This window comes from Bacillus sp. FSL M7-1020, from assembly GCF_038050415.1.
GTDB lineage: Bacteria > Bacillota > Bacilli > Bacillales > Bacillaceae_G > Bacillus_A > Bacillus_A toyonensis.
On record NZ_JBBOTW010000001.1, the window covers coordinates 1,584,169 to 1,611,033 of the forward strand.

General features: G+C 33.7%; 18 protein-coding genes and 5 pseudogenes. 19 read left to right on the forward strand and 4 right to left on the reverse strand.

Going from position 1 to position 26,865, the window contains the following annotated elements:
- The first annotated feature begins 30 nt into the window (after positions 1-30).
- Positions 31-906, forward strand: coding sequence for a LysR family transcriptional regulator (locus MHB70_RS08220; protein WP_001100321.1), 876 nt, complete (start codon positions 31-33; stop codon positions 904-906).
- A gap of 50 nt (positions 907-956) precedes the next feature.
- Here MHB70_RS08220 and MHB70_RS08225 read toward each other — a convergent pair whose 3' ends face one another.
- Positions 957-1,685, reverse strand: coding sequence for an urease accessory protein UreH domain-containing protein (locus tag MHB70_RS08225; protein WP_230306523.1), 729 nt, complete (start codon positions 1,683-1,685; stop codon positions 957-959).
- 15 nt (positions 1,686-1,700) lie between these two features.
- Positions 1,701-2,678, reverse strand: coding sequence for a F510_1955 family glycosylhydrolase (locus MHB70_RS08230; protein ID WP_000683854.1), 978 nt, complete (start codon positions 2,676-2,678; stop codon positions 1,701-1,703).
- Positions 2,679-2,882: 204 nt separating this feature from the next.
- On the opposite strand from MHB70_RS08230, the gene MHB70_RS08235 reads away from it, so the two are divergent.
- From MHB70_RS08235 to MHB70_RS08245, 3 genes and pseudogenes are all read left to right on the forward strand, one after another.
- On the forward strand, positions 2,883-4,166 hold the full coding sequence (locus MHB70_RS08235) for an aminopeptidase P family protein (protein WP_061530096.1): 1,284 nt from the start codon (positions 2,883-2,885) through the stop codon (positions 4,164-4,166).
- A gap of 118 nt (positions 4,167-4,284) precedes the next feature.
- The gene (locus MHB70_RS08240; RefSeq protein WP_000675768.1) at positions 4,285-5,925 is read left to right on the forward strand and encodes a multicopper oxidase family protein; all 1,641 of its coding nucleotides are present in this window, start codon (positions 4,285-4,287) and stop codon (positions 5,923-5,925) included.
- 614 nt (positions 5,926-6,539) lie between these two features.
- Positions 6,540-7,283, forward strand: a pseudogene (locus MHB70_RS08245) (SH3 domain-containing protein); the annotation flags it as partial.
- An 85-nt stretch (positions 7,284-7,368) separates the two neighbouring features.
- On the opposite strand, the gene MHB70_RS08250 reads toward MHB70_RS08245, so the two are convergent.
- On the reverse strand, positions 7,369-8,751 hold the full coding sequence (locus tag MHB70_RS08250; RefSeq protein ID WP_001035266.1) for an alpha/beta hydrolase family protein: 1,383 nt from the start codon (positions 8,749-8,751) through the stop codon (positions 7,369-7,371).
- Between the two features lie 677 nt (positions 8,752-9,428).
- Here MHB70_RS08250 and MHB70_RS08255 point away from each other — a divergent pair.
- From MHB70_RS08255 to MHB70_RS08300, 10 genes and pseudogenes are all read left to right on the forward strand, one after another.
- Positions 9,429-9,863 (forward strand): hypothetical protein, encoded by a 435-nt coding sequence (locus MHB70_RS08255; RefSeq protein WP_002038451.1) that lies wholly within the window; start codon positions 9,429-9,431, stop codon positions 9,861-9,863.
- A gap of 236 nt (positions 9,864-10,099) precedes the next feature.
- A complete protein-coding gene (locus tag MHB70_RS08260; RefSeq protein WP_061530095.1) occupies positions 10,100-10,798 on the forward strand; it encodes a YrrS family protein in 699 nt (232 codons plus the stop codon).
- Between the two features lie 371 nt (positions 10,799-11,169).
- The gene (locus MHB70_RS08265; protein WP_001134790.1) at positions 11,170-12,633 is read left to right on the forward strand and encodes a hypothetical protein; all 1,464 of its coding nucleotides are present in this window, start codon (positions 11,170-11,172) and stop codon (positions 12,631-12,633) included.
- Between the two features lie 343 nt (positions 12,634-12,976).
- Complete coding sequence (locus MHB70_RS08270) at positions 12,977-13,459, forward strand: hypothetical protein (protein WP_000287105.1); 483 nt, start codon at positions 12,977-12,979, stop codon at positions 13,457-13,459.
- 759 nt (positions 13,460-14,218) lie between these two features.
- Positions 14,219-14,405: pseudogene (locus tag MHB70_RS08275) on the forward strand (hypothetical protein).
- 863 nt (positions 14,406-15,268) lie between these two features.
- Positions 15,269-16,717 carry a transglutaminase domain-containing protein gene (locus tag MHB70_RS08280; protein WP_000812373.1) on the forward strand — a complete coding sequence of 483 codons (1,449 nt, stop codon included), beginning with the start codon at positions 15,269-15,271 and terminating at the stop codon, positions 16,715-16,717.
- A gap of 371 nt (positions 16,718-17,088) precedes the next feature.
- A pseudogene (locus tag MHB70_RS08285) lies at positions 17,089-17,291 on the forward strand (hypothetical protein); the annotation flags it as partial.
- A 974-nt stretch (positions 17,292-18,265) separates the two neighbouring features.
- A complete protein-coding gene (gene sdaAB, locus MHB70_RS08290; protein ID WP_001056997.1) occupies positions 18,266-18,964 on the forward strand; it encodes an L-serine ammonia-lyase, iron-sulfur-dependent subunit beta in 699 nt (232 codons plus the stop codon).
- Between the two features lie 21 nt (positions 18,965-18,985).
- Positions 18,986-19,876: an L-serine ammonia-lyase, iron-sulfur-dependent, subunit alpha gene (sdaAA, locus tag MHB70_RS08295; RefSeq protein WP_000282015.1), complete on the forward strand. Its 891-nt coding sequence runs from the start codon at positions 18,986-18,988 to the stop codon at positions 19,874-19,876.
- A gap of 293 nt (positions 19,877-20,169) precedes the next feature.
- Positions 20,170-21,492 carry an aromatic amino acid transport family protein gene (locus MHB70_RS08300; RefSeq protein ID WP_001014214.1) on the forward strand — a complete coding sequence of 441 codons (1,323 nt, stop codon included), beginning with the start codon at positions 20,170-20,172 and terminating at the stop codon, positions 21,490-21,492.
- 71 nt (positions 21,493-21,563) lie between these two features.
- Here the strand turns inward: MHB70_RS08300 and MHB70_RS31115 are convergent.
- Positions 21,564-21,674 (reverse strand): annotated as a pseudogene (locus tag MHB70_RS31115) (IS6 family transposase); the annotation flags it as partial.
- Positions 21,675-22,181: 507 nt separating this feature from the next.
- On the opposite strand from MHB70_RS31115, the pseudogene MHB70_RS08305 reads away from it, so the two are divergent.
- The 5 genes and pseudogenes from MHB70_RS08305 to MHB70_RS08325 form a co-directional block, all read left to right on the forward strand.
- Positions 22,182-22,652: pseudogene (locus tag MHB70_RS08305) on the forward strand (ATP-binding protein); the annotation flags it as partial.
- 542 nt (positions 22,653-23,194) lie between these two features.
- Positions 23,195-23,446, forward strand: coding sequence for a WYL domain-containing protein (locus tag MHB70_RS08310; RefSeq protein ID WP_224992858.1), 252 nt, complete (start codon positions 23,195-23,197; stop codon positions 23,444-23,446).
- Between the two features lie 425 nt (positions 23,447-23,871).
- On the forward strand, positions 23,872-24,531 hold the full coding sequence (locus tag MHB70_RS08315; RefSeq protein ID WP_000026521.1) for a serine/threonine protein kinase: 660 nt from the start codon (positions 23,872-23,874) through the stop codon (positions 24,529-24,531).
- A 261-nt stretch (positions 24,532-24,792) separates the two neighbouring features.
- On the forward strand, positions 24,793-25,167 hold the full coding sequence (locus MHB70_RS08320; protein ID WP_000333841.1) for a recombinase family protein: 375 nt from the start codon (positions 24,793-24,795) through the stop codon (positions 25,165-25,167).
- Positions 25,168-25,399: 232 nt separating this feature from the next.
- A complete protein-coding gene (locus tag MHB70_RS08325) occupies positions 25,400-26,800 on the forward strand; it encodes a zinc dependent phospholipase C family protein (RefSeq protein WP_000725205.1) in 1,401 nt (466 codons plus the stop codon).
- The last annotated feature ends 65 nt before the right edge of the window (positions 26,801-26,865 follow it).

The following is a 26,865-nucleotide window of genomic DNA, read 5'->3' on the forward strand; positions in this document are numbered from 1 at the left end:
TATAAATATCTTTTATATAAGGAGAACAGAATGAACGTCTTTGATTTTAAAGTTTTTAAATATGTGGCTCGGTTGAACAGCATTAGTTTAGCAGCTAAGGAATTACATATGACACAGCCAGCAATAACGCATATTATAAACAAACTAGAGAAACGATATGCTTTAACTTTATTTGAGCGCTCTAGACAAGGAACGATGTTAACTGAAAATGGAAAAGAATTTTTAGTTTGTGTAGAACGACTTCTAATGGAGTATGAAAATCTTGAAGAAACAGCTTTACACTTGAAGAATAAAAGTTTGTATAAGATTGTATTAGCTACGTATCCTTCCGTTACTGTATATTGTTTGGCAGAGTGTATCCAATTAGGTAATATTGATCAAAGTCAGTACGTGCTTGCAGTTAGAGAGGGAAGCTATCAAGAAGTTTTAAATTGGCTGTCTGCTGGAAGTGCTGATTTTTCTATTTCTATAAAAGAAAATCTAATACCAGGATTTCACTATGAAGTTATTGGTGAAGATCCTTATGTTATCGTTTCTTCAAAGAATATTCCACCTAATCTTACTAGTAAAGAATTGAAAAATTATCCTTTTATTATGCCACTTTCTGGTTGTAAAGAAGTACTTGAACCATACTTAATGAAAAACGAAATAACAGTGAATAAAGTGATGGAGTCAGAGTCAATTAGCTCGGCATTAGCACTTACTTTACAAGTTAACGGTATAACGATCGTTCCGTTATCAGGACTTCATAAACAAATTATTCATGACTTTATCGTGCAACCGATAGACATTGAAATCCCGCGGCAACTCATTATGCAGTGGTCGCCTAAAAAAGAGAAAGATCCATTGTTTCTCGCGTTTGTTACGAATTTGTTAACACAATTACAACAAAAGAAAAATGAATAAAATGATACAAAAGGTAAGCTCATTTCACTGAAGCTTACCTTTTGTATGTATTACCAATATAGGGCGGTATCATAAAGTCCGATTAAAACGAGAAGTACACCAGCTATACGCTGAATATTTCCCCCTATTTTTCGGCTCTTTTTAAGTAGTGTTCCATTTAAGCCTAGGTAGGAGATAATGGACAGTAATACAACGACAGGTAGAGCAGTTCCTATAGAGAAAAAGGTAGGAAATAAATACCCGTAATTAGATGTTAAAGAGAGTGGTATTAATGTTCCGAAAAATAGCACAAACATAGTAGGGCAGAAAGCTAACGAAAAGAAAAACCCAAGCAAAAATGAGCTGACTTCATTTTGTTTTCGTATAGATGTGATAGGGAAGATGGTAGAGAAGAAGTTTCTACCTTTTATAATACCTGATAATATTAACCCCATTATTATTAATAAAGGTCCGATCAGTTTACGTAACCATGGGAAATACAAAGTTAATATTTGCTGAATTTCTTTTCCTAACACGCATACTAATAGTCCAAGCGTCGTAAAAGCTATTATTTTTCCTAAAATGAATAACAATATATGTTTCCAGATATGTCCCTTTTGTAAAGATTGATTGCCATAGATTGTAATGGCGCTAATGTTTCCTGTTAATTGGCATGGAGCAAGGGTACCTACTATGCCTAATAAAAACGCAAATAAAAGAGGAATTGATTTCGTAGCATTCGTGACATCCATTAAAGGAGACATGAGTTGATAACTCCACTCGCTAATTGTTGAAAACACGTTATATTCACCTTTCTAATTAAATTGTAATAAGCCATTTTTTGTAATCTGTTTCCACGTTTTACCGTTATCTGTGGAAAGGAATACATTTGCTTGCATTGTAGCAAATACTATTTCAGATGAATTTTGAGGGTTTTGTGATATATACATAATTGTATCTTTAGAATCTAAAGATGGAATCTGTAAGTTTGTTTCTTCATTTGTAGCAATTGATTTCTTCGTTATCATTTGCTTATTGATAGGGGCGTAAAAAACATCTTCATTACTTAATGTAACTGCTGTCGATTCAAGTGATGTAGAGAATAGTTCAAATGTATTCCCGTAATCTGTAGATAAATAAATACCATCTTTAGCACTTACTGCGACTACACTCGCTTGATCCGGATGTACTGAAAATGTATGGATTGTACTTGAAAGGCCTTTTAACTTACTATTTTTCCATTCTTGTCCGTTGTTTGTACTGAAATAAAAACCTTGTTGTAATTTAGAATTTGGACGCTCGTTATATAAATAAATCGTTTCTGTATTATATCCGACAGCAAGGTTATGAAAATCAGATTCTCCATAGAATGCTAGCTTTTCAAGGTTATTGCCGCCATCAGAACTTTTCATTAATCCTAAAGGATTTTTTAAATTTGCACCTGGTTCTGGGTGCCCACTAGCAAAAAATCCATTTTTAGTTGCCTGAAAGCCCATATAATCGTGTAACTGTGTAGCAGTTTCAAACCATTTTCCATTTTGATAAACTTTTATACCACTATGAGTTGCGATAGAAATACCAGGCATATTTCCTGCATAGCCAATTCCGTGAATGTGCGCTATTTTTCCAGATGTAATTTCTTTATAGAAGTTTTGCGGAATCGTATTTGCGTTATCTTTATTTTGGGGCTGAGATTGAACTGTTTCTTTTTTTACTGGTGGTGTTTCTACGTTATTAGAGCATCCTGTAATGATAAATAATGAAGTAATGGCTAGTCCTACGTAATGTTTCACGTTTGTAGGCTCCTTTCTTATATATATGAGATATTAAGTATATGGAATAAATGTCAAGAAATTGTGGAGTGATTAGATGCCTAGTAATGAAAGTTTATCTTCTATATAAACATTATTAATTGACGAAAAATTATAACAATAATAGAATGAATTATATTGGATAATCAGTTTCAAAATTATACATAGAACGCTAGGGGGATTATTATGAAATCAACATTTTTTGCTCAAAATAGAGAACGATTAGCGAAAACATTACATGATGAATCGATTACGATTTTATTTGCTGGACAAGCACCTCATATGTCAGCAGATGCCCATTATAAATTTGTGCCGAATCGAAATTTTTACTATTTAACGGGAATCGATGAGCCCAATGTTATTTTCATGCTGAAAAAGTTTGGAAATAGTGTGGAAGAAACTCTTTTCATTGAAAAATCAGATCCAGTAATGGAAAAATGGGTCGGTAAAACAGTTTCTAAAGAAGATGCAGAACGAATTTCAGACATACCAAAAGTTGTATATATAGAAAGCTTTGAGAAGACAATGGCACATACACTTTTCGCAGAAAATGCGCAACATGTGTATTTAGATTTAGAGCGTCGTGAGTGGAAGGGTACTGAGACGAAAACGTTAGCGTTTGCTAAACATGTAAGAGAACAGTACCCACACATAACAATTGGTAATGTATACCCGGAAATTTGTGAATTACGAGTGTTTAAAACAGAGGAAGAAATTGAAATCATTAAAGAAGCAATTGCTGTAACGAAAGACGGTATTTACAATGTGTTAAAGCATGCAAAAGCAGACATGATGGAATATGAATTAGAAGCTCAGTTTGATTTCACACTGAAGTCATCTGGGATTAAGCATCATGCGTTCAATACAATTTTGGCAAGTGGGAAAAATGCAACAGTTCTTCATTATGAAGATAATGATGCACAAATTCAAAATGGTGATTTAGTACTGCTAGATTTAGGCGCTCAAAAAGACTATTATAACGCTGATATTAGTTATACTTTCCCGGCAAATGGAACATTCTCTAGTCGCCAAAAACAAATCTATAATATTGTATTAAAAGCATTGAAAGAAACAACAGAGATTATTAAGCCAGGCTTAAATTTTGCTGCATTAAATGAGCATACAAAAAAGGTACTAGCAGAAGAGTGTAAAGCTATTGGTTTAATTCAAGAAGATGAGGAACTATCTAAATATTATTATCATGGTGTCAGTCACTTTCTTGGTTTAGATACTCACGATGTTGGAACATACAAAGAAAGAGTATTAGAAGAAGGTATGGTTATTACGATTGAACCAGGTCTATATATTGAAGAAGAATCAATTGGTATTCGTATTGAAGATGATATCCTTGTAACAAAAGATGGCTATGAAAATTTGTCAAAAGATATCATTAGAACAGTTGAAGAGATTGAAGGGTTTATGAGTAACAATAATGTAAATGTAAAAGAAGATGAAGTTGTTACAAAATAATAGTTAGAAGAGGCGCTCAATTTTGGGTGCCTTTTTATTTTGCTCATTTTATATCTCCATATTTTCTTGAAAATTATCTTCTATAATAATCTTGAAAAAGAAAAAGGAGGGATTTTCTATGAAGGGATTTGTATTAACAGCAGTTACAGTCTCCGTAATATCTTTAATTGCTGCATGTTCTGCGACCACAAATAAAACAAATGATCATAAAAATATGAATGATAAAAAAACAACACAGACTGAAACGGCTACAAAGCCATTGAAAGTTGTAAAAGGGCCAGAAGTTACTTTAGTAGCGAAAGAAGAAAAACAAAAGCTAAGTAGCGGTGTTATTGTTCCAGTCTGGACATTTAATGGTTCATCCCCGGGTCCGGAAATTAGGGTGAAAAAAGGTGAAAAGGTTAAAGTGACATTAAAAAATGAATTACCTGCACCAGTATCTATTCATTGGCATGGGTATCCTGTCCCAAATAACATGGATGGAATTCCAGGCGTGACACAAGATGCGGTTGAATCAGGAAAAAGTTTCACCTATGAATTTGAAGCGAACGTACCAGGAACGTATTGGTATCATTCACATCAAGATTCTGTAAATCAACTAGATAGAGGCTTATATGGTGCTCTTATTGTAGAGGATACAAATGAAAAGTATGATAAAGATTACACGTTAATGTTAGATGAATGGATAACAGATAAAGAAGAAATTAATAAGCAGTTAAAAGAAATGACAAAAGCGCAAAAAGGTAATAAATCTAAGGATAATGAAAATGCAAAAAAGAATGATGATATGAAAGGCATGGATCATTCAGGTATGAACATGGGTAGTGATAAAAAAGACTCTGGTAATATGGCAGGAATGGACCATGGAAATATGAAGATGGAAGGTCATGATATGGGTATGTATAACTTATTCACAATCAATGGTAAAAGCGGTGATTTAGTAGAGCCGTTAAAAGTGAAAAAGGGTGATAAAGTTCGTCTTCGACTCGTTGATGCAGGTTATCTATCACATGATATACACGTTCACGGTCATGATATAAAAGTAGTTGCGACAGATGGTCAACCAATAAACGATCCAAAAGCTATAAAGGATAAGGTAATTTCAATCGCACCGGGTGAACGTTATGATGTTGAATTTACTGCTAACAATCCTGGGAAATGGTATGTTGAAGACCATTCAGCAAATAAAAGTGCAAAAGGAATGAAAACCATTATTGAATATGAAGGTAGTAAAGAGATGAAAGACAGAGCAAATGAAAAAGAAAAACTACCGAAATTAGATATGACGAAATATGGTGAGAAAAAATTAGGTAATTTCACACTAGAGCAGCAGTATACTGCCACATATAATATGGACTTGAATACGAAAATGAATGGAAATGAAATGGTTTATACAATTAACGGAAAAGTATTTCCAGATATTGATCCAATTCTAGTGAAAAAGGGTGACTTAGTAAAAGTGAAATTAGTAAATCGCTCTAAAAGAGACGATCACCCGATGCATTTGCACGGTCATTTCTTCCAAGTATTAAGTAAAGATGGAAAACCGATTGAAGGTTCTCCAATTGTTAAAGACACATTAAATCTGAAACTAGGAGAAGAATATGAAGTAGCCTTTGTAGCAGACAATCCGGGTGAGTGGATGTTCCACTGTCACGATCTACACCATGCTTCAGCAGGGATGGTAACGGAAGTAAAATATACAGATTACACATCTGATTATGTTCCAAACCCTAATATTCCTAATAAGCCGGAATAATGTGAAATTCATGTAGTTTATCATAATGTAAAGCAGTTATCTTAGTAGATTGCTGCTTTTATATGTCATGTTGTGAATTGGGAATATTATTTTTATAAAAGTTTAGACAATAAGAGAGCTATCCTGTAGGAAGAGTTTACAAGGTGAAAATGTTTTTTGGTTATTTAGAGATTAAAAAACATAATTATTTATGATTAGATTAGAAATGGATAAATGTAATGTATTGTAGTTACAAAAGGCTAAATACTTATATTTGACCTTTCTTTTATTTTATACTACAATTCGTAGTGTGAAAGGAGAGCAGGTATATTTAAGCAAAAGTATAAGTTAAATGAAGAAGGCCTAAATTATGATTTTTTTATTTTTGTAGTATTAATTATAGGTGATTATTAGTAGCTATTTTTTTTGGAAATTAAAACTACATTGTGTAGTGTTAGATTGAAGCAATGAGAGAATTTTCAAAGTGTAATGGATTTAAGTTTCTTTTATTACTAGGTATAGATGGTGGATAATAAAAGGATACTTTTCCTGAATAGTTAGAATGAAAAGAAATGGAAGTTAACATAAAAACATAATGATACTTGAATATGTTTGTAGGAAGGTGTTTTATACTTATGAAAAAAATTTTAGCTAGTGTAGCAGTAGCCTCTGTTACAGGAAGTGTATTTATTAGTACTGCTCAAGCGAAAAATACTGTTATACAAAAAGACACGAAGCATGAGCAAACTATTGATGTAGTAAAATATGAAAATCAAGTAACAGTAAATACGAATGTTCTACGTGTCCGCACACAGCCAAATACGTCTAGTGCAATTATGGGACGCGTGTATGAAGGGGAAGTTTTACAAGTTATTGGAGAAGAAAACAGTTGGTTGAAAGTCAATCATAACGGAAAAATTGGCTACGTGAGTAGTGAATTTATTTCGAAAAATGGCGTACTAGCAAAGACGAATATAGGTAAGAGTCGTAGTAAAATTGTAACTGCTAATGTATTACGTGTTCGCACACAGCCAAATACATCTAGTGCAATAATGGGGCGCGTGTATGAAGGGAAAGTTTTACAAGTTATTGGAGAAGATAACGGCTGGTTGAAAATTAACCATAATGGAAAAGTGGGTTATGTAAGCAGTCAATTTGTGAAAGACAGTGGCTCAAATGGAAGCGACAATAACAATGGGAAATTTCAAGTAGCGAGTGGGGATTACAAAGTTAACGTATCCTCCCTCCGCGTTCGTACAGGTCCAAGTACTTCCCATACGATTTTAGGCTCTATGTATAAAGGACAAGTAGTTCGAGTGACTGGTGAAGTACAAAATTGGTTGAATATTAACTATAAAGGACAAGACGCCTATATTAGTATCGAAAATAATAGGTATGTCTGAATCACTAGTTTCAAAAAAGCCTTCACGCAATGATGATTGCATGAAGGCTTTTGATGTTTTCTTATTTTTTTGTCTCGTTGACCCATGTAATAATGTCCTGGATGACGTACTCGGGAACATTAGCAGGGATTTCGTATTCACTAGGACGACTTAATTCCCCGTCACCCTCCGTGAAGAAATGATTCAATTTCGGGTATTTTTTGAAATGAACATTCCTGCGGTTTGAAAGTCCTTCTTGCCATTTTGTATATTCATCTTTTACTGTTACTTGATAATCGCGTGCTCCTTGCAGAATGAGTAAAGGCTCTTTTCGTGATTTTGCCTCTTCAACTGGACGCCACCTAGAAACATCATACATAAAATAAGGTGACCCAAAATTGTAGCCAGCTGGAGGATGGTCAGGATTGAAAGTAGGATCCTGAATAAAAGCAACCTGTCTTTTTAGTTCATCGATTTCTTCCTTTGGTTTCCCAAGGTATTGATACTGATCAATGGCAATGTCAGTCAAAGGGCGTGCAGGTGGTGCGAGTAAGATACTTCCTCGGACAAGTGAGGAAGGCGCTTTGCTCAGTATACGTGGCATTGTACCGGCTCCTAGACTATGTCCAAGAATGAAAATATTACTTGGATCAATTCCTTCTTGCTGCGCTGCTGATTTTGCTGCATATATGGCATCATCTGTAGTATCACGGTCTAACGTAACAGGTTCTGCACTCATCTTTAATGCGTGTTCTAAGGTGCGTTTTTCATAGCGCAACACTGCAATTCCGTTGGATGAAAGGCCCACCGCAAGATCGCGTAAGATTTTTGTTCCCATATATGTGCTATCGCGATCATGGATGCCAGCACCGTGAACAAGAACAACTACGGGTAGCTTTTCACCAGGATGATGTTTCGGAACCGTTAATGTCGCTGGTAACGGATAGGTAGAATTTCCAATGACGATTTCACGTTCTTGATAGGAGTCAGGTTGATCATAGCTAGGATGCGGGATGGTATAAGGTTCCTCGGGTGGTCTTTCTCCAATTTCATCTACTTTCCCGCCAGGTGTAAATTTAAGGAGTAGCGGTATGGTAGTTCCTTCGGTAGCTGCTGGCATTTCCACCGTCTGATGGACCAAGTTTCGTTCTTTTATCACGGGGGTTCCCATGCTTTTTAACCCGCTCCAGCCACTTTGTGTCCACCAGTTTTGTAATGTGGTTGCTGTAAATTTGGATTGAAAAGCAGCAGATGTCAACTGGAGTGCCTCTGCATACTTACCTTGCTGGAGATATTCAAAAAATAATGATGTACGCTCCGTTAAAGAGACTAGTTTCTTTTCAGCAGATTGTTCCTCGCGTGTATCTGCGTGAATAGTTGTTGTAAGCGGGAAAGATGAGACGCCTAAAGAAAAGAGCAGGGTAAAGGTAAGTGCAGATCTTTGTATTTTCTTTTTTTTATTCATGTTTTAACCTCCAATATGTGATGGTAAAAAACAGGTATGGTAATTAGGATCCTGGTGCAAAAACTTCAAAATATTTGCAAGTAATCTCCAAAACTTGGACACACTGATATTATTACTCTAAAAAAACCGTAGATTTCTACTTTTTCCACATGCATATAAACTTCAGAAATAATCTTTCTTCCTTCACTTTATATTTTGATTATAGGAAACAAAGCTCTCGTTTTTCTTACTTGATACTTACAAATTCCTTAAGTAGGGGATATTTTACAATCTTAGGTTGATGTTGATGTGGCGGTACCTTATATGATGGAGATTCACATTTTCGAATTTCCCAAAAAAATGCGCCATTCTATGCAAATGACGTCATACGCGAACACACAGCATATCATTTTAAGAAAAGGTATTTATAAAACGAAAAATCAACTCATCCGGCTGACACGCTATTTTCTCTTCGATAATTCTCCCACCACAGAACGATAGAATTATCGAAGAGAATTATGAGCCTTACTTGACGAAACAAATGATAGGAAATTCATGATGATATATACATATTCATTATTGAAATTAGTAATAATAAAATGTATTATTGAAAAGCACTATTTATAATTCAAGTAATCAAGGCTATGTATCCATAATAATTTGAACATTCAGAAATTATAATATTATCTAAAAATGGGGTGAGGTTAATAGAAACAGTACATATTAAATGGTATGGATTGTATAGTTTAAATGATTTTTATAATAGAGAAGAAGCTTTTAAGAAGGGAATATTTGCAATCTCTAGAGTATATGCTAAGAATGAAACATTAATCTATATAGGAAAAACCAAAAGAAGCTTTATACAAAAGATAAGGGAACTTAATAAGGATTGGATTTTTGATGAAAGCGAATTAAAGATTACATTAGGAATAATAGAGTTTCCTAGTGGTGAAAGTTACTCTGAGAGAAAGGTAAAAGAGATAAAATCCCTTTTGATTTTACGACATACCCCAGTAGAAAACAACACATCTTTATTGTACCATAGAGGGCAGTTTAATTTGAAAATTATAAATAAGGGAAGAAGAGGCTTAATTGTTAAAAAGATTTCTACAGGAGATCTAATGTGGACGTAATTGGAATCACCTTTGAATAAAATTGAAGGTTTCTTACGAACAGATGCTTATCAATTTTTAATGTATTAAAATATTTTTGAATAACATATGTCAGATGCTTGAAAAAACACAAATTTTATTATGATATGAAATCTTGTATGGGAATTGTAATTCATTTCCATCGTTTAATAAAAATATTAAGAATTATAAGGAATGCATAAAGATTAGAAGAGAAAATAAACTCGGAGGTTTAAAAAATGGGACAAGTAAGCAGGTTTCAAGAAAAACAACAAAATCGTCGTAAAAAGGTGATTTTTAATATTGCATTTACTTTGGTATTAGTGACAGTTGGTGTAGTGACATACCAGTTGTTTTCCCCTTCTGATACATCAAAGAAAGCAATTGCTCAAGAAAAGAAAGCAACAAAGATAGAAGAGAAGAAACGTAAAGAGAAAGAAGCAGCGCAGTTAGAAGAGAAGAAACGTGAAGAGAAAGAAGCAGCGCAGTTAGAAGAGAAGGAACGTGAGGAGAGAGAAGCGGCACTGTTAGAAGAGAAGAAACGTGAAGAGAGAGAAGCAGCACTGTTAGAAGAGAAGAAAAATGAAGAGAAAGAAGCAGCACTGTTAGAAGAGAAACAAAAAGCAGAAAAATCGGTATCTCAAGAAAAGGGTTCTCAAACTAATCCTTCTTGGAAGCCAATTGGTACAAAGCAAGGAACAAAACCTGAAATGAAATTTAAAGAAGGAACAGTAGATTGGAGTGAGATGAAAGAAGCAATTTCTTATGCTGTTGATGTTCCAGAGAGCCAATTGATTTTCGATTTTATTGGGAATAATGGTAATAATAAAGCTTACGGTAATATACGAGATAAACAAAGTAATAAAAAATATAAGGTTGATATTGATTGGGTAGAGAATCAGGGTTGGAAGCCAGTATCTGTCCAAGTGGTAAAATAGATAATAGAATTTTAATTAGGTGTTTAAAAGTTTACTTTTGTAAAAATTCAAAAAAGAGTCCTTATCAATCAGGACTCTTTTTGGTATGTTGACAGCATTAATTACGTTGTACGAGAAAAAAAGAAAGGAATGAAATATTCTCCTCGTAGTAAACGACTTAGTGGTACCAATGTTTATATGACCAACACTCCTGCTTGAAAACATTAGAGATGTACAGAAACAAAAGCAGCAAGGTTTTTTCGGTTTGTTTAAAGACTAATTAATTGATTAAATGACTCTTCCAAAAAAAACTTAAATCTATTAAATAGTCTAAGCACTCTTTCGTTTTTTTTATATTATATATTGAAAAAAATAATAGAAAGGGTGATCAAATGCCGCCAAAACCAAAACCAAATGATAAAGAAGTTCAAGTGAATAACCCTGCTGTTGATATCGCTAGTTTTCCAAATATAACTCAAAGCGAGACAAGCCTTGCGCGTTTTAAAGATTTTATTTTGTATGGATTTAATGATACCAATAATGCCACAGGGGTAGCTGGGGCATCAAGTTATTCAGGGTTTTCCTTTTCAAAAGATTTAGGTAAAAATTGGACCGATGGTGGGTCAATACCAGCCAATCCTGGAGGTCAAAATTTTGGTGATCCATCTTTAGCAGTTGATAGAAATGGAGTATTTTATTATTCACAAATTGGGGATGAATTGATTGGAGGCAGGCAAGAAGGTGTAATCACTGTTTCAACCGGAACGATCAGTCCAAACAAAACAATAACTATGAACCTTCCTCAAGTTGTTGGGCGAGGGCAGACTCCAGCTGCTAGTGATTCAGGAAATCAAGATAAAGCGTGGATTACAGTAGGTCCTGATGCTGATAATCCAGGAAATGAGGCTTTATATGTTGTATGGACTGACTTTGGCCCTCCTAATGTAGGTACAAAAATTCGTTTTTCAAAATTTGGAACAGGTGTAACATTAACTCCTATTATTCCAAGTCAAACGATTGTCGCTGGGGCTAATGCAGTGTTTGGAGCCTTTCCGGTAGTGGATAAAGCGGGGAATATATATGTTTTTTATGAAAGTCGTTTGCCAGGCACATTTGCTCAGCTAAATACTGCGAACCGTTCCATTCGTATGGCTAAGTCAATCGATGGAGGAAATACCTTCCCAATAAATGTACAAGTCTCTGCTGGCCTATTTGCAGCAGCGGCTACGGATGTTGTACCATGCGGACCAGCCAATGAACTCCGTCCTGTTATATTAACAGAGCAGCAACGGGTGATCAGGATGTTTGAGATCCCTCAAGCAGGTATAGGACCAGATGGTACGATTTATGTAGTATGGAATCAACGTAGAAATATTGGAGGTACAATCTTTATCGATGTCTTTTTAGCCTATAGTCAAAACGGAGGAAATAACTGGACTCAAGTGAATATCTCCAATAATTTGCCCCTTTCATTCTTTCCATCAGTAGCTGTCAATAAAGAGGGAGCTCATGTTCAATATAACCGCTTTAATGATCCTAATAATGTTGGCGGCATAGGTAATGGAACGTTTGGTGTGTTTATGAAAACTTTCTCTTTTCATAAGGGTGTTGGTAAAGTAGGTAAAGAAAGTATGGTTAGCACTGCATTTTCTCAAGTGCCTAATAATCATATACCAAGCGGCGGGGTTTTCGTGAATTTTGATCCAAGAGTATTTTCTTGTTATATGGGTGAATACAATCAAGTTATTACAGGTCCAGGCCATTCATTGCTCCATGCTTGGGGTGACAATCGAAATATTTTGAACGGACAGAATAATCCTGATGTATTCTTTAGAAAAACCGAGTCAAAGCCATAACCTAGTAAATTTCTCTAATTGGGGTCACCATACATGCCCATCAACTTAAGAAATTGGTAGTTCCCCAAAACGAAGAAAATTTTCGTTTTGGGGATACTTCAAAATATTAGCTTGATGGGCATGGGATAGTAACAACAAAACGCAAATTTTCAAAACGGTTTACCAATAATCGCTATACACCAGCTTGATACAATAATATTTGGTGTGAGTTCAATACATATTATTAAAATTAAGATGGTTTAAGTCGAAGGAAGGTACCTTAGGGTGTCTTTATATATATATGTTATACCGTCAGCATTTCGGAACAAAACAGGAGGTTCCCTTGCGAGGTTAGGATTCTTCCTTGTACTCGCTACTGATGAAATTACAAATTAACGAATTATATAATTTATTAGACACATTTAAAGAAAAAGAACTATCTATTGGATATAGTGGATTAATAATTTATAGTAATAGTGCATTAGAAAAGGAACAATTGGGGTATAGCATAGATAATAAAGGAGATTGGAGACAGTCTTGGTTTGTCATAGGGCACGAGGAGGAATATGGAAACCCTATCTTTGTAGATATGAGTAGAAGATATTTACCAATATATACTGCGGAACATGGCGAAGGTGAATGGAATCCAAGGATAATAGCATCTTCATTAAAAGGATTTATTAAGACATTAAACTACCTATATGATTTATCAAAAGACAGGGAAAATCCGATTGAAAATAAAGATAATGCTTTGTCTGTATGCGATAAAGCAAAACTCCTTACTAAAATCATAATTCAAACAAAGCGACTAAACATCCGTTTTTGGCTAGGATATTTTCTAGAATGAATATTAGAGGGTTAAATTCCGATAACGATAATTATGTAAATGAGCTGTCCATATGGGCAGCTTATTTTATTTTTCCGCATAGCTTACGTTATTTTGAAAAATACTTGCGGTACCCTTACTAGTATTCTTGCATTTAAATTATTTTTAATATATTATATCTATATGTTAATATAAATATAATATACAAAAAGGATTCAAATCTATTAATAAGATGTAAGTCCTTTTCAAAGATAAAAAGGTTTTACCAAAGCGTAATATAACTTATGCCTGTCTTTTTAATATGTATCTAGTAAAAAGACATTTTTTATCAATACAATTGTGTTTTCAATAGAAATGGAAACTTTTAAATAGAAGTTTATTTACCTTTCAATGATAGGAGTTAATGTTTCCTAGAACATAGAGAAAAAAGGCGCCATACAGAGTAATCTGACAAACCTGAGAGGTATTGTATGTAGTTTGCTCATCTCATACAAAACAAAAGAGCCTTACCTCTCTAGGCAAGACTCTACTAGTTTAGTTGTATAATATTTACATAGTAACTAAGAAACAGAAAACATATAGGACTAAGTAGCAGAACCCTAACATTCCTCCTACAGCTAATACCTGTTTAACCCAACCCTTAAATTTTAGATTACTGTCAATCTCTTGCACTCTTTCCATATTTCCTCCTATTAAGGAGAACCCTTAAAGACTCTCACCTCGTTATGGTACCATTAAAGAATGACTAATAGAGGTCTAATTTTGTCTAAACGTATAAATATGCAATATTGCATACAGAAATGTATTGTTATAATTGTAAGCGCTTACTATAATAAGAGTATAAAGATTAACCACATCTTAATACGAAAAAAGAGGAGAGAATAATATGGAAATCGCAATGGCAGTTTTAAAATTTATAGGTGGAGCAATCCCATTAGTTCAAGAACTTCTAAAAGCATTTATGTAAATTCACTATTTAGCAATTATTTATAAAAATTATCATACAAATGATCTGTATATCAAAAATGAATTGATTTACAGATTATTTGTGTGAGTAAGGTCCCTTTAACATTATTAAGGGACTTTTTTTAATTTCTAAATACTTAAGGTTACGTCACATCAACATCAAATTAAAAGTACTTTTAAAACATTAAAAAGTGCTCTTTATTTATTATAAATATGAAAGTTAATTTTTGAATATTCGTTCATTTTCGTTTCAACACATAAATGTTCGTAATTACATACATTCTATTATCGCTAACAATATGATTCTCAAAAAATCCTAAATATTAAAAGCTGTTTGAAAGACATAGATCATCAAGTCAATATTGCAAAAAGCAAACGTCCCGAATGTAAAGAACCTCTTATTATAACAGGTACTCAGTATACAGAAGTGACAACAAAATGGTTAATAAATCTGAATTCCGTATAATTAACATAACATTTGACCTGAATTTCCCCATAATGCGCCGTTAAAAAATTTCACGTACCATATGTTTAATATGTTTATATAGATAAATAAATGCCGAATCTTGCTTTAATCGCTAATATTGACTAAGATAACTCTTATAACAAAGAGGCTATGTATTCTGTGTTTCATAAGCGGAAAGACAAAGAGTTGCATCGTCATCTTTTGGCTAGTTGGTCTAATTTATCCCACATTAACTGCTCGTAAAATCCCGATTGAATCAACTAACAATCAGTGAGGAGAGTAATATCTACTAATGAAAGTGTCACTTTATAATATTGAGTATTTATTTTAGTTTTGCAACGCCCTCATTGTTAATGTTTGATAGATAAATAGCTCGAGAGAAGGGGAATATTAGATTTATGAAACAGAATATAAAAGTTTTAGCTATGGCAGTCGGTCTCACAGTGATGGGATCAACAGTAGCTACTTATACAAGTGCTGATACAGGTTGGAAACAAACTGGATCAGTATGGAATTACTATAATGTAAACGGTGTGAAGCAAACAGGTTGGCAGCAGGTAAACGGAGCATGGTATTACTTTAACGGAAGCGGAGCGATGCAAACAGGTTGGCAACAGGTAAACGGAGCATGGTATTACTTCAACGGAAGCGGAGCGATGCAAACAGGTTGGCAGCAGGTAAACGGAGTATGGTATTACTTCAACGGAAGTGGAGCGATGCAAACAGGTTGGCAGCAGGTAAACGGAGTATGGTATTACTTCAACGGAAGCGGGGCGATGCAAACAGGTTGGCAGCAGGTAAACGGAGTATGGTATTACTTCAACGGAAGCGGAGCGATGCAAACAAATTGGCAGCAGGTAAACGGAGTATGGTATTACTTCAATGGAAGCGGAGCGATGCAAACAAATTGGCAGCAGGTAAATGGAGCATGGTACTACTTCAATGGAAGTGGGGCGATGCAAACAGGCTGGATCCAAGATAATGGTAAACAGTACTACCTTGAAAGTAATGGTGTTTGGAATCCAAATACTACATCTGCAAATAATAATTCACGACCTGACGGGAAACTATTAGACGCATTTCAAAATGAAATAAAAACTCATATTAATAATCAAAAAGAAAATATAACGATGACATATAAATCCCAAAACTCTAATATTAATGAGGTTCTAAATACACTTGTTAAAGAATATGACAAGGCAGTCGAATCTAACGAATATTTGAATCATAATATTTCGCATACGCAATATTCCGTTCGTGGTATTCCAGGAAATTACACGTTTACAGTAAAGATTACATATCGTGAATCCAAAGGACAAACGGACTATGTAAAGGCGCAAGCGAAATCAATTATTAATTCCATTATCAAAGCTGGTATGGATGAACACGAAAAAGTAAAAGTAATCCATGATTATGTCGTAAAGCATGTTTCTTATGATACTTCTTTCCAAGCTTATACAGCATATGAAGCTTTAGCAAACCGCTCTGCTGTTTGTCAAGGGTATGCATTATTAACGTATCAATTGTTAAAAGAGGCTGGAATAGAAACTCATATTGTAACCGGAACTGGAAATGGACAACCACATGCTTGGAATCAAGTGAAAATTGAAGGGAAATGGTACCATCTTGATACAACTTTTGATGATCCAATTCCAGATGTGCAAGGACGAGTAACTTATTCATATTATAATCTGTCTGATGAACAAATCGCTAGAAATCATCAGTGGGATCGTAATAAATTTGCGCCGGCAACAACAAACTATGCTAATGAATTAGCAAAAAAAATCCAGTCGGGTAGCTCAAAAACATGGGAATATCAGGAAATATCAAAAATCATTAAACATTAAAATTAATGTTTTGATGTAACTGCTTTAAAACACTTACTTAGGCATACAGAGATTATGAACCTACAGAGGTAAGTAATATCCGTATGAAAAAGTACATGTATTCACGTTGAGGGTGTTGCAAAACCAAAATGAATATTCTTATAATCAATAAAACTAGTTAAACATAAAATATATAGTGATTTAGTTTTTGTGATAGCAGTGGCTGTTGAAGCTGCAATTTAATTTGTCAAAATGGAATTAGGTTAAAAAAATGAAATAACCTTAGTAGAACAGTTCAATTGATTTGAACTGTTCTACTTGTGTTTGTAAGGTAAACGTCAAGTAACTCCAAAATATACAATAAAACTGGATTTTGGAGTTGTTTTTTGTGTGCTTCACTTGTTTCCATAATGGTTACTTCAGCTGGTTTGATGTACATCCGAGGGTTTATTAATAAAGGGGGCTAGATCATAGGGGATGGGCATTGGAAGGTCCAGAGCTATTATGGCCAATTTAGGGATTAGCTCTGTTTGGCGCTACAATTGCTTATTATTATCGGAGGTGTGGTATGTGCAAATATTGCAAACGGATATAAAGTGAACATTTATTAAGTGTGGAAGTGTATTGCCAATGAATAGCAGGATAAATAATTTGTTACAGGAAAACAAAGCTCTTTTATAATTTAATTTTGACGGAATCGATACTTTTTTCCTTTTATCAGCTTGTGAAGTAGTATGGAAATTAGATTTATAATATAAAAGTCAGGCTAAAGTAATTGCAATAAGCAATTTGAATAGTAATCTTAAGTAAATAAAAAAGAGAGAAGAGCTCACAAATGTTCTTCTCTCTTTTTAAATCTAATTAGGGTTTCCATAACTGTAGATATCGATGGTGTAAATTAGTGAATATTGTCAAAGTAGTACTTCAAGTTAAGAGTATAAAAAGAAGTTTCTTTTTTCTGAAAATGTATATTAATACAAAATTAATTATTAATATCAATAAATGATTTTATGTTTCATTAATGGATTCATTGTCATCTACATTTATTATTTATTGCAACAGCTTTCATTTCCAAAATTAGATGTTTTAACAAAGGACAATATAAGTATCATTATAATGACTTTCCAATATAATCAATGTGTTAATGAAAGGAACTCTGTGTTATTTTTGCTTTTCTAGTAACTAATACAGCTTCAAACAAAGGACACAATTGCTACATGCTAAGTGTAATCTATTACTCATTCAAGATTCTGTTTATTCAATCTTTCTAAAAATAAAAAAATATTGAGCTCATAAATATACAAGCTATAATGAGGGCGTCGAGAGAGAATTTATTACCTTTAGAGAAAGTATCAAACCTAGTTTTTTGCAAAAATTCTAATGACATTGCAAGTAATCTTTTAAAATTGGACATACTGACATGATTACTCTAAGAAAGGTATGTGATTAAAAGGAAGTGTATTTGACACGAGAATGAAAACGCATTCAATGAGGTCTTGTTTTGAATCAGTCATTTTAATAACTTAGATTTAACTGCAATTAAAAATAACAAATTATGGGGGTGTTTATATGAATATGAATGTAGCATCTATTAAAGAAAAAAAGATTGTTAAATACAAAAGTTGTTTTGATGTGATTGGGCCAATAATGATAGGTCCTTCAAGTTCACATACTGCAGGTGCCTTGGCTATTGGAACAGTTGCCAATAAATTATTTCAAGGTCTTCCAAAAAAAGTTGTGGTAAAGTATTATGAATCATTTGCTGAAACCCATAAAGGTCACGGAACTGATTTTGCAATTATTGCTGGGATATTGGGATTTGCTGCCGATGACAGCAAAGTGCCAGATGCTATTAAAATAGCAGAATCTAAAGGAATTGACATTACCTTTATTGAAAAAGCGGGTGATAGTCCTGCTGGTCATCCAAATACGGCAGATGTACATTTAGAGGATGAAAGTCGAAGTATTAGAACGATGGGTATTTCGGTCGGTGGTGGATTGATTGAAGTCAAACATGTTGAAATTGACGGATTTAGCTTAGATCTGCAGGGGCCATTGCCAGTTATTATTGCGATTTCTGAAAGAGCTGACTTTGAATTTGTCTTACGAAGGATCTTTAAACAATATGATGTGGAAATTAACAACTTTCATAGTTTAGAAGATAACAAGAAATATTTATATGCATTCGCTTTGGATTCTCTATTGCCTGGTAATGCGCAGAAGGAATTGGGAAATTTAAGTAATATAGCTAACCTTATTATTCTTTAGTTCCATTAAGGAGTGAAAAAAATGTATATGACCATAAAAGAAATTGTGGATACAGCTAATAAAAGCCAAAAGCCAATTTATGAATTAGCAATGGAACAGGAAATCAAACAAACTAAAACTTCTTATGAAGAAGTTTGGAGTAAAATGGAACGAAATTTAGCGACTATGGAAAATGCCATAAATAAAAGTATCGAGGGCGACGGGGTATTTTCTCCAACCGGTTTAACCGGAGGTGATGCTGTTAAGATTAAAAATTATCGAGAAAACAGGAAAACACTTTCTGGCGATTTGATGGTGTTAGGGATTCAAAGTGCTATCGGTGTTAATGAAGTAAATGCTGCATTAGGGGCTATTTGTGCAACTCCAACAGCAGGTGCGAGTGGGACAATCCCGGGAGTCTTATTTAGTATTAAAGATACGTTGCAGTTAAGTCATGAAGATATGATTCATTTTCTATTCACTTCAGCGTTATTTGGAACGATAGTCGCAAACAACGCTTGTATTTCAGGAGCGTACGGAGGATGTCAAGCTGAAGTGGGCAGTGCCTCAGCAATGGCGGCTGCAGCAGCGGTAGAAGCTGCCGGAGGAACACCACAACAATCTTCTGAAGCTTTCTCAACCGCATTACAAAATTTACTCGGTTTAGTGTGTGATCCGGTCGCTGGTTTGGTAGAAATTCCTTGTGTAAAGAGAAACGCCATTGGAACGGCAAATGCTTTAGCAGCAGCGGATATCGCATTAGCCGGCGTAAACAATATCATCAATGCTGACGAAGTTATTGAAGCGATGTATAGAGTTGGAAGACAGATGCCTCGCGAGTTAAGAGAGACAGGTTTAGGCGGAATTGCCGCTACACCTACAGGGATTTCCATTAAAAATAAAATCTTTGGAGAGAAACAATCAAATCAATAAATAGTTATCGGATATATTGTGAAAAGTGTAACAAATTTATTCTCTATTGTTTGCCTAAGGATATCTGTATATTGGGGGAATTACCACTAAAATATACTACTATATAATTGAAACATTTTGTAAGTGGTAACAAACCCATCAGGTTGATGACTAGTGGAATTTTTGATTTTGATTAACTGAGAAGAAGGATAAACGATGTGGCGCACTTTTTAAGTAATTCATTTTTCAAGAACGATCTATATTCCTAAGTCTAAAAAGAGACGTAAGAATAGGACACAAGGAGGAAGTATTATATGAATGGGAATACTGCAAAAAACATAGAATTTCAAGCTGATAATACTGTAGCAGTAAAAAATGATAAATATCCAGATCCTAAAAAGTGGAATAAGCAGGATACTACCTGGGCATTGAGCCTTTTTGGAACAGCAATTGGAGCAGGAGTACTCTTTTTACCTATTAATGCAGGTTCAGGTGGTTTATTATCATTACTACTAATTACCATACTGGCATATCCCGTAATGTATTACTCACACAGGGCGCTTGCTAAAATGATTTATGCTTCTAATTCTGCTGATGAGGGGATTACAGGGACAATAAGAGAGTATTTCGGAAATAAGGCAAGTATTATTTTTAACATAGTATATTTTGTTTCAATTTATACGATCGTGCTGATGTATTCGGTTGCACTTACAAATACTGCAAGTAGTTTTATCGTGCATCAATTGCATATGCCAGAGCCTCCAAGAGCCATTTTATCGCTTGTATTAGTACTTGGTCTTATCGCTATACTAAATTTTGGTCAAGATATCACTGTGAAAATAATGAGCATGCTCGTATATCCTTTCATAGCTTCTTTACTTTTTATCGCAATATCTTTGATTCCACAGTGGAATACGTCAATGCTTAGTTTTTCAAATGTTTCTACTGCTTCAACAGGAACAGGATATTTTGGAACGATATTGATGATTCTACCAATCATTGTATTCTCGTTTAATCATTCTCCAATGATTTCATCATTTGTTATGAAACAAAGAGCTACCTATGGAATAGAAGCTACTGATGCCAAGTGTGCTCAAATACAAAAGGTTTGTTATATTATGACATTCTCTGTTGTTATGTTCTTTGTTTGGAGCAGTACCTTAAGTTTGACTCCAAATGATCTCATGATGGCAAAAGAACAGAACTTATCAATCCTATCATATCTTGCTAATGAGCTTAATTCGCCTGTAATTACTATTGCAGCTCCTATCATTGCTTTTACGGCCATAACAAAGTCTTTCCTTGGACACTATATAGGAGCATATGAAGTAATGCGTGACATGATTATCAAGTCCAGTCAAACACGCGGGAAAGATATAGGAGAAAAAACAGTTAAGACAATCATCCTTACTTTTGTCGTATTAACATGCTGGTATGTTGCTTATGCAAATCCAAGTATTCTTGGACTTATTGATGCTCTTAGCGGTCCGTTAGTAGCTGCTATCTTATGTCTATTACCGATGTATGCAATCTATAAAGTACCGGTACTAGCTAAATACAAAGGGAAAGCGAGCAATGTATTTGTCATTATTATAGGTATCCTTACTGTACTAGCAAGTATTAAATCATTATTCTAATCCACTATTTTGGGTTCTCATGTGAAAATCGTGAGATATGAAAAAAGAAAGATTGCTAGCGGAATTGAATTTTATATTGTGAAATCAAATAGATTATGGTTTTGGACAAATTTCTCACCTTGGAGAGTTTGTCCTTTTTTGATCATATGCTTAACTTCTATTCCAGCAATTACTTTTTTAGCTGCTTACACTGATTATAATTCAAGCATATTAGACTGCTGTCCCATACCTATCAAGCTAATATTTTAAAGTATCCCAAAACGAAAAATTCATATCACTACAACAGTGATTTATGAGAATGTACTGTTTTTTTGTTTTGGGGAACAATCAATTTCTTAAGTTGATATGCATGGGCGGTACCTCTTGTATGTCTTCCTTTATTTTTGGATTAATTATGACTTTTATTTTAAAGTTTGGCGCCCATTAAAGATTTTTTAATAGAAATGTAGAAATATCCTTTAAAGTGATATAAAACATATAATTATACATACATAGAGGAAACTCATTCAAAATGGAAGAATAGAGAAATAACTGTTGTTATATTTATGGAAATGTTAGAACTAAAGAAAAACACCTTTTATAAAAATATGAAGGAATATGAAGAAGTAAATTAGGGCTTTTCCTATAAAGCGTACGACCAACACTTTAACGAAACGCTAGCAAACCATCCGAATTTAAAATCTGTACGTATCAACCTTGATGATGTAGTAAAAACTGTAATTAGAAGAAATTATAGAGATTTTATTCATAAGAGAATAAAATTAGATATACAAGATATTGATGAGATTGTATATAGTGATGGAAAATGGGTTGAATTTATTATTAATCAAATAATAGGAAATTCTATAAAGTACTCAAATAACAAAGAACAAATGATACGTATATACTCAATTAAGAAAACTAACTCAGTAATACTAACTATAGAGGATAATGGAGTAGGGATAGTAACTAAAGATATAAATAGAGTTTTTGAGAAAGGATTTACTGGAGAGAATGGAAGAAGATTCAGCAAAAGTACAGGAATGGGCTTGTATCTATGCGAAAAACTGTGTTCAAAATTAGGATTGAAAATTGGCATTGAATCTGAAGTGAATAGAGGAACTAGCGTTACATTAATATTTCCCTTGTCAGGTATGGTAACTTTTGAGCCCTGGTTATAAAAGGGATGCTGCCATCTTTCCACGAATTTCGTATGAAACTTATAAACAAATGTAAAACGGTATGAAAAGAGTAGAAATTCACTTCATACCGTTTGTATTATTTAGCCATTTAACATATTGGTATATGTAATTGTGAATCGGATGGATGTTAATCTGGATTAGTCATTACTATTTTTGATATCCACTAATACTTAAAGTAAGATTTGGTTCGGTTGCTACACAGACCTCGTAAGCGAGAAATTGTACACGATATAAAACAGTAAAATAAACATCCGATCCCCTACCGTACAAGGAATCGGATGTTTTGTGTCTAAAATGTGTCCAAACGTACAATTTTCTTTTTTTGATATGGGACCCCAAAGAGGCAAAAAGAGATAGTTCATGAGGCAGATCAAGTTATCCAATTTGTAGGAATAAATCAAAAAAAGGAATCGCACTTTTTAGGAGAACTCTTCTCTGCAATACTGAATAAAAAGGTAATAGAAATCAATGATTGTAGCTATGGTAACAATCATTGAATCATTTAACACTTAAGATTATTAATTACAAATAGAAATTGGTATTGCTTTAGTTGGGATTTAGACAAAAAAGAATTTCGAAATTTCCGTTGTGACTATATTCAATATACAAAGTATGAAGATGAGGAAAGCATTCCTTTTACTGAAGAGACAATTAGTTCGTTATATAGAAAACAATTCAATACACAACGACCTTTTTCTTTTAAAGTTAGTGAGAAAGGGGTTGAACAATTCTATAAACGCATTTACGATAACATGTCTCTTCAAGAAGAATAACAAAACAAATACATTATTGTGACTTTTGGAGAAAAGGAGATGGATTTTCTGGTTCAGTATTTTTTGTCTTTCGATAAAGAAATTAAAATAATTCCTCCGGAAATGCTACGCTCCAAATATAAGGAATATTTAAAAGAAATATTGGTGGATTGTTATGAAATAAAAAATAGTTCATCTGCAAATTAGCAGGTTAAAATAACATTCCTGATTTAATTTCAATTAGGTTTTTGATGCAATTTTAAACTAGCCCACTGTTATAAAGTTAATATTTATGATGTTCCAAGAACGAAAAATTGTTGTCTTTTATAGCAATAGGATTTATTTTTATTACAAGTTAGGACAAAATCTCGTTCTGGAGTAGTTGTATTTTCTTAGCTTAATAGCGATGGGGTGGGACCCCTTTTAGCAAAAACGGAGTGGAAATGATGAGTATAAATAGTTTTGTGGGATTGATAAAGGACGAATTATTAAAAGAGGTAAGCATAAGAAGTGAGGATGAATTCGAGCCTGTAGTAGTTAAAGATATTCCTAGACTTTGGAAGTGTTTAGGGACAGGTAATTATGCTGCAGTATTTATGCACAAAGAACACAAAGGTTGGGTAGTGAAAGTTTATGCGCGAAAAGGAGAAGGAATTGAAAAAGAGTCAGAAGTATACCGAAGAATCGGAAATCATCCTTCTTATTCGAGGCTTATATATAAAGGAGAAAATTTCATAGTATTGAAACGTTTAAAAGAAATTACCTTATACGATGCTATTCATAAGGGGATTAAAATTCCTAAGCAGGTAATCCTCGATATCAATGAAGCTTTAGAGTATGCAAGAGAACAAGGATTAACTCCTTGTGATGTTCACGGGAAAAATGTGATGATGGAAAACGGAAGGGGATATGTAGTCGATGTATCTGATTTCTTAAAAACAAAAGAAGATAGTAAGTGGAGAGATCTAGAAAAGGCATATTTTACATTTTACTTGCCTTTCATTTATAAATTGCCTCTCCCTGTTAAAATACCGTATTTCATGTTAAACATTGTTAGACGTTCATATAGAAAATATAAGAAGCTTAAAAAGAAATTCAAATTGTAAAAGGACCACATACTTATCTTTAGGTTAGATAAGTGAACCACTAGTAAACAAAAGGGATGTACATTTTAGATTAGTAGTCAACGGTGCATAAAATTTTCGTTCTAGAGGTACTTTAAAATCTTAGGTCGATGGGCATGTAGCGATACTCCATGCCCATTAACTTAAGAAAACAAATCAACCCCAAAATGAAAAAAGAGCTTTTTATTACATATTAGGACAAAATCTAGTTCTGGGAGTAGTTATATTTTCTTAGCTTGATAGGTGTGTGGTGGAACCCAAGAAGGAGATATAGTTGTTGAAGCTCGGATGAATCGATTAGCTAAAAATTTAAAACACATGTTAGAACTCGCTCAAAACTTGGAAAAGCGAAATGTTCATATAGTTAGTCTGGATTATAATTTTGATACAAGAATAGCAACTGGAAAAATGCTCCTTCATATTATTGAAGGTGTTGCTGAATGGGAACGAGAGTTATTGAAAGAAAAGCAAAGAGTCGGATTAGACATTGTTAAAAAAGGGGGACAGCGGGGTTGTCCTCGTAAGTGTGGGAAGAAACATGAAGGGATGGAACATGCTATCCATTTATATATGGAAGGTTATTTCATCCCCTATATTTGGATATGCAAAATTACATAAAAAAATATGTTTAAATAAGACGTGCTTTTATATATAACTAGAGGTAGAGAAGGAAAATTATTGTTTAGGATCAATTTAAAACTTTTAATTTGATCGATGTGTGGTGGTATTCCTTTAAGACAAAAATTAAGCAGTTAGCCTTTGCTCATTGTTCTTTTATTAGAGCTATTTAACTGTGGTTATTAAGATGAATATCCGCATAAGAATCTTTATATTTAGAAAGGAATATAAAATGAAAAAAATCGTATCAACACTATGTATAGCTGGAGTGACTTTAACTATTTTAGGAGTATGTCCTCAAAGTAGCTATGCTCATCTCGATCAAATTGATTTAAATGAGAATGATCCTATTACTGCAAGATGGTCTGCAGAAGCTCCGTATCATTCTGATAAAAGTACACATTTATGGATTGCAAAACAAGCTATTGAAATTATGAAAACAGAATCTAATATTGAAGCAAATAAGCAGGCTGTGGACTTTTTAAATTATCCACAATATAAAGATTTATTTTCTAAAGGATTATATGATGCAGATTATAATGCAGAGTTTAACGATGGTGGTACAGGAATAGGTGGCGTTTTTAAAGGCGGATGGAAATCTCATTTTTATGATCCTGATACTAAAGAAAATTATAGAGGAGAAACAAATCCAACGGCTCTTACACAAGGTAAGAAATACTTTTATGAATCTGGAGAACATTTACGAAATAAGGACTATGAAAAAGCTTTCTATTACTTAGGAGTAGCCACGCACTACTTTACAGATGCTACTCAACCTATGCATGCAGCAAATTTTACCGCAATTGATACGAGAGCTATAAAATATCATAGCTACTTTGAAAATTATGTTACAACCATTCAAAATCAATTTGCAGTCAATACTGGAGGGAATTATAACAATTCTCTATCTACACCTGAAGAATGGATTGATTATGTAGCTCGAGTAGCTAAACCTGAAATCCAAAATATTACTAATGATAAAACATTTAAGTATTATAATAGTGGTAAGGCACAATTGTGGCAAGAAATGGTTACCCCAGCTGTGCAGCGGAGCTTAGGAGAAGCTCAGCGTAATACAGCAGGTTTCTTAAATCTTTGGTTTAAAACTTTTACTAAAAATGTGAAAGCTCCAAGTATAGAGACTGCATTAATCTATGATATTGAAGGAAATGTCATAGAAGCAGGGAAAAACTATTATATCGTACCAAGTGAATCTCCTTATCAAGGTCTAACTTTTGAATGGTATTTAGCAAATCGTTACGATTATGTCACACTTGCAAATAAAGAAAACAATGCTTTATTTGGTACACCTATAGAGTTTGAATTCTACAAAGAAAATGATGCAAAGCTACACCACGGAGAGAGTATATATCTTCGCATGAAGCACTCAAATTACGACCAATTCCAATATTTAAATTGGTCCAATTATTCTAGTTGGATTCACCTTGCTCAAAAATCTGATAGTTTAGCTGATTTTAAAATTAAAATTAACCTGGATAATCCTACAGAATATAATATTTTTACAGATGACTATCCATTAAATTATGAGAATATAAATGCAAAGAAAAATTGGATTGTACTAGGTGAAAAAAAACAAAAACCTAGCTCATGGAAGTTTATCCCTGTCAGATAACCTAAAAAGAAAAACACTCGTCCTTAATCAGAACGGGTGTTTTTCTTTTTAGAAATTATAACCCA

Excerpts from the sequence above, each read along its gene's own strand:
- sdaAB (WP_001056997.1), top strand. The coding sequence starts at position 18,266 with ATGAATATGAATGTAGCATCTATTAAAGAAAAAAAGATTGTTAAATAC.
- MHB70_RS08235 (WP_061530096.1), top strand. The coding sequence starts at position 2,883 with ATGAAATCAACATTTTTTGCTCAAAATAGAGAACGATTAGCGAAAACA.
- MHB70_RS08250 (WP_001035266.1), bottom strand. The coding sequence starts at position 8,751 with ATGAATAAAAAAAAGAAAATACAAAGATCTGCACTTACCTTTACCCTG.
- MHB70_RS08325 (WP_000725205.1), top strand. The coding sequence starts at position 25,400 with ATGAAAAAAATCGTATCAACACTATGTATAGCTGGAGTGACTTTAACT.
- MHB70_RS08260 (WP_061530095.1), top strand. The coding sequence starts at position 10,100 with ATGGGACAAGTAAGCAGGTTTCAAGAAAAACAACAAAATCGTCGTAAA.
- MHB70_RS08265 (WP_001134790.1), top strand. The coding sequence starts at position 11,170 with ATGCCGCCAAAACCAAAACCAAATGATAAAGAAGTTCAAGTGAATAAC.
- sdaAA (WP_000282015.1), top strand. The coding sequence starts at position 18,986 with ATGTATATGACCATAAAAGAAATTGTGGATACAGCTAATAAAAGCCAA.
- MHB70_RS08315 (WP_000026521.1), top strand. The coding sequence starts at position 23,872 with ATGAGTATAAATAGTTTTGTGGGATTGATAAAGGACGAATTATTAAAA.
- MHB70_RS08240 (WP_000675768.1), top strand. The coding sequence starts at position 4,285 with ATGAAGGGATTTGTATTAACAGCAGTTACAGTCTCCGTAATATCTTTA.
- MHB70_RS08220 (WP_001100321.1), top strand. The coding sequence starts at position 31 with ATGAACGTCTTTGATTTTAAAGTTTTTAAATATGTGGCTCGGTTGAAC.
- MHB70_RS08280 (WP_000812373.1), top strand. The coding sequence starts at position 15,269 with ATGAAACAGAATATAAAAGTTTTAGCTATGGCAGTCGGTCTCACAGTG.
- MHB70_RS08300 (WP_001014214.1), top strand. The coding sequence starts at position 20,170 with ATGAATGGGAATACTGCAAAAAACATAGAATTTCAAGCTGATAATACT.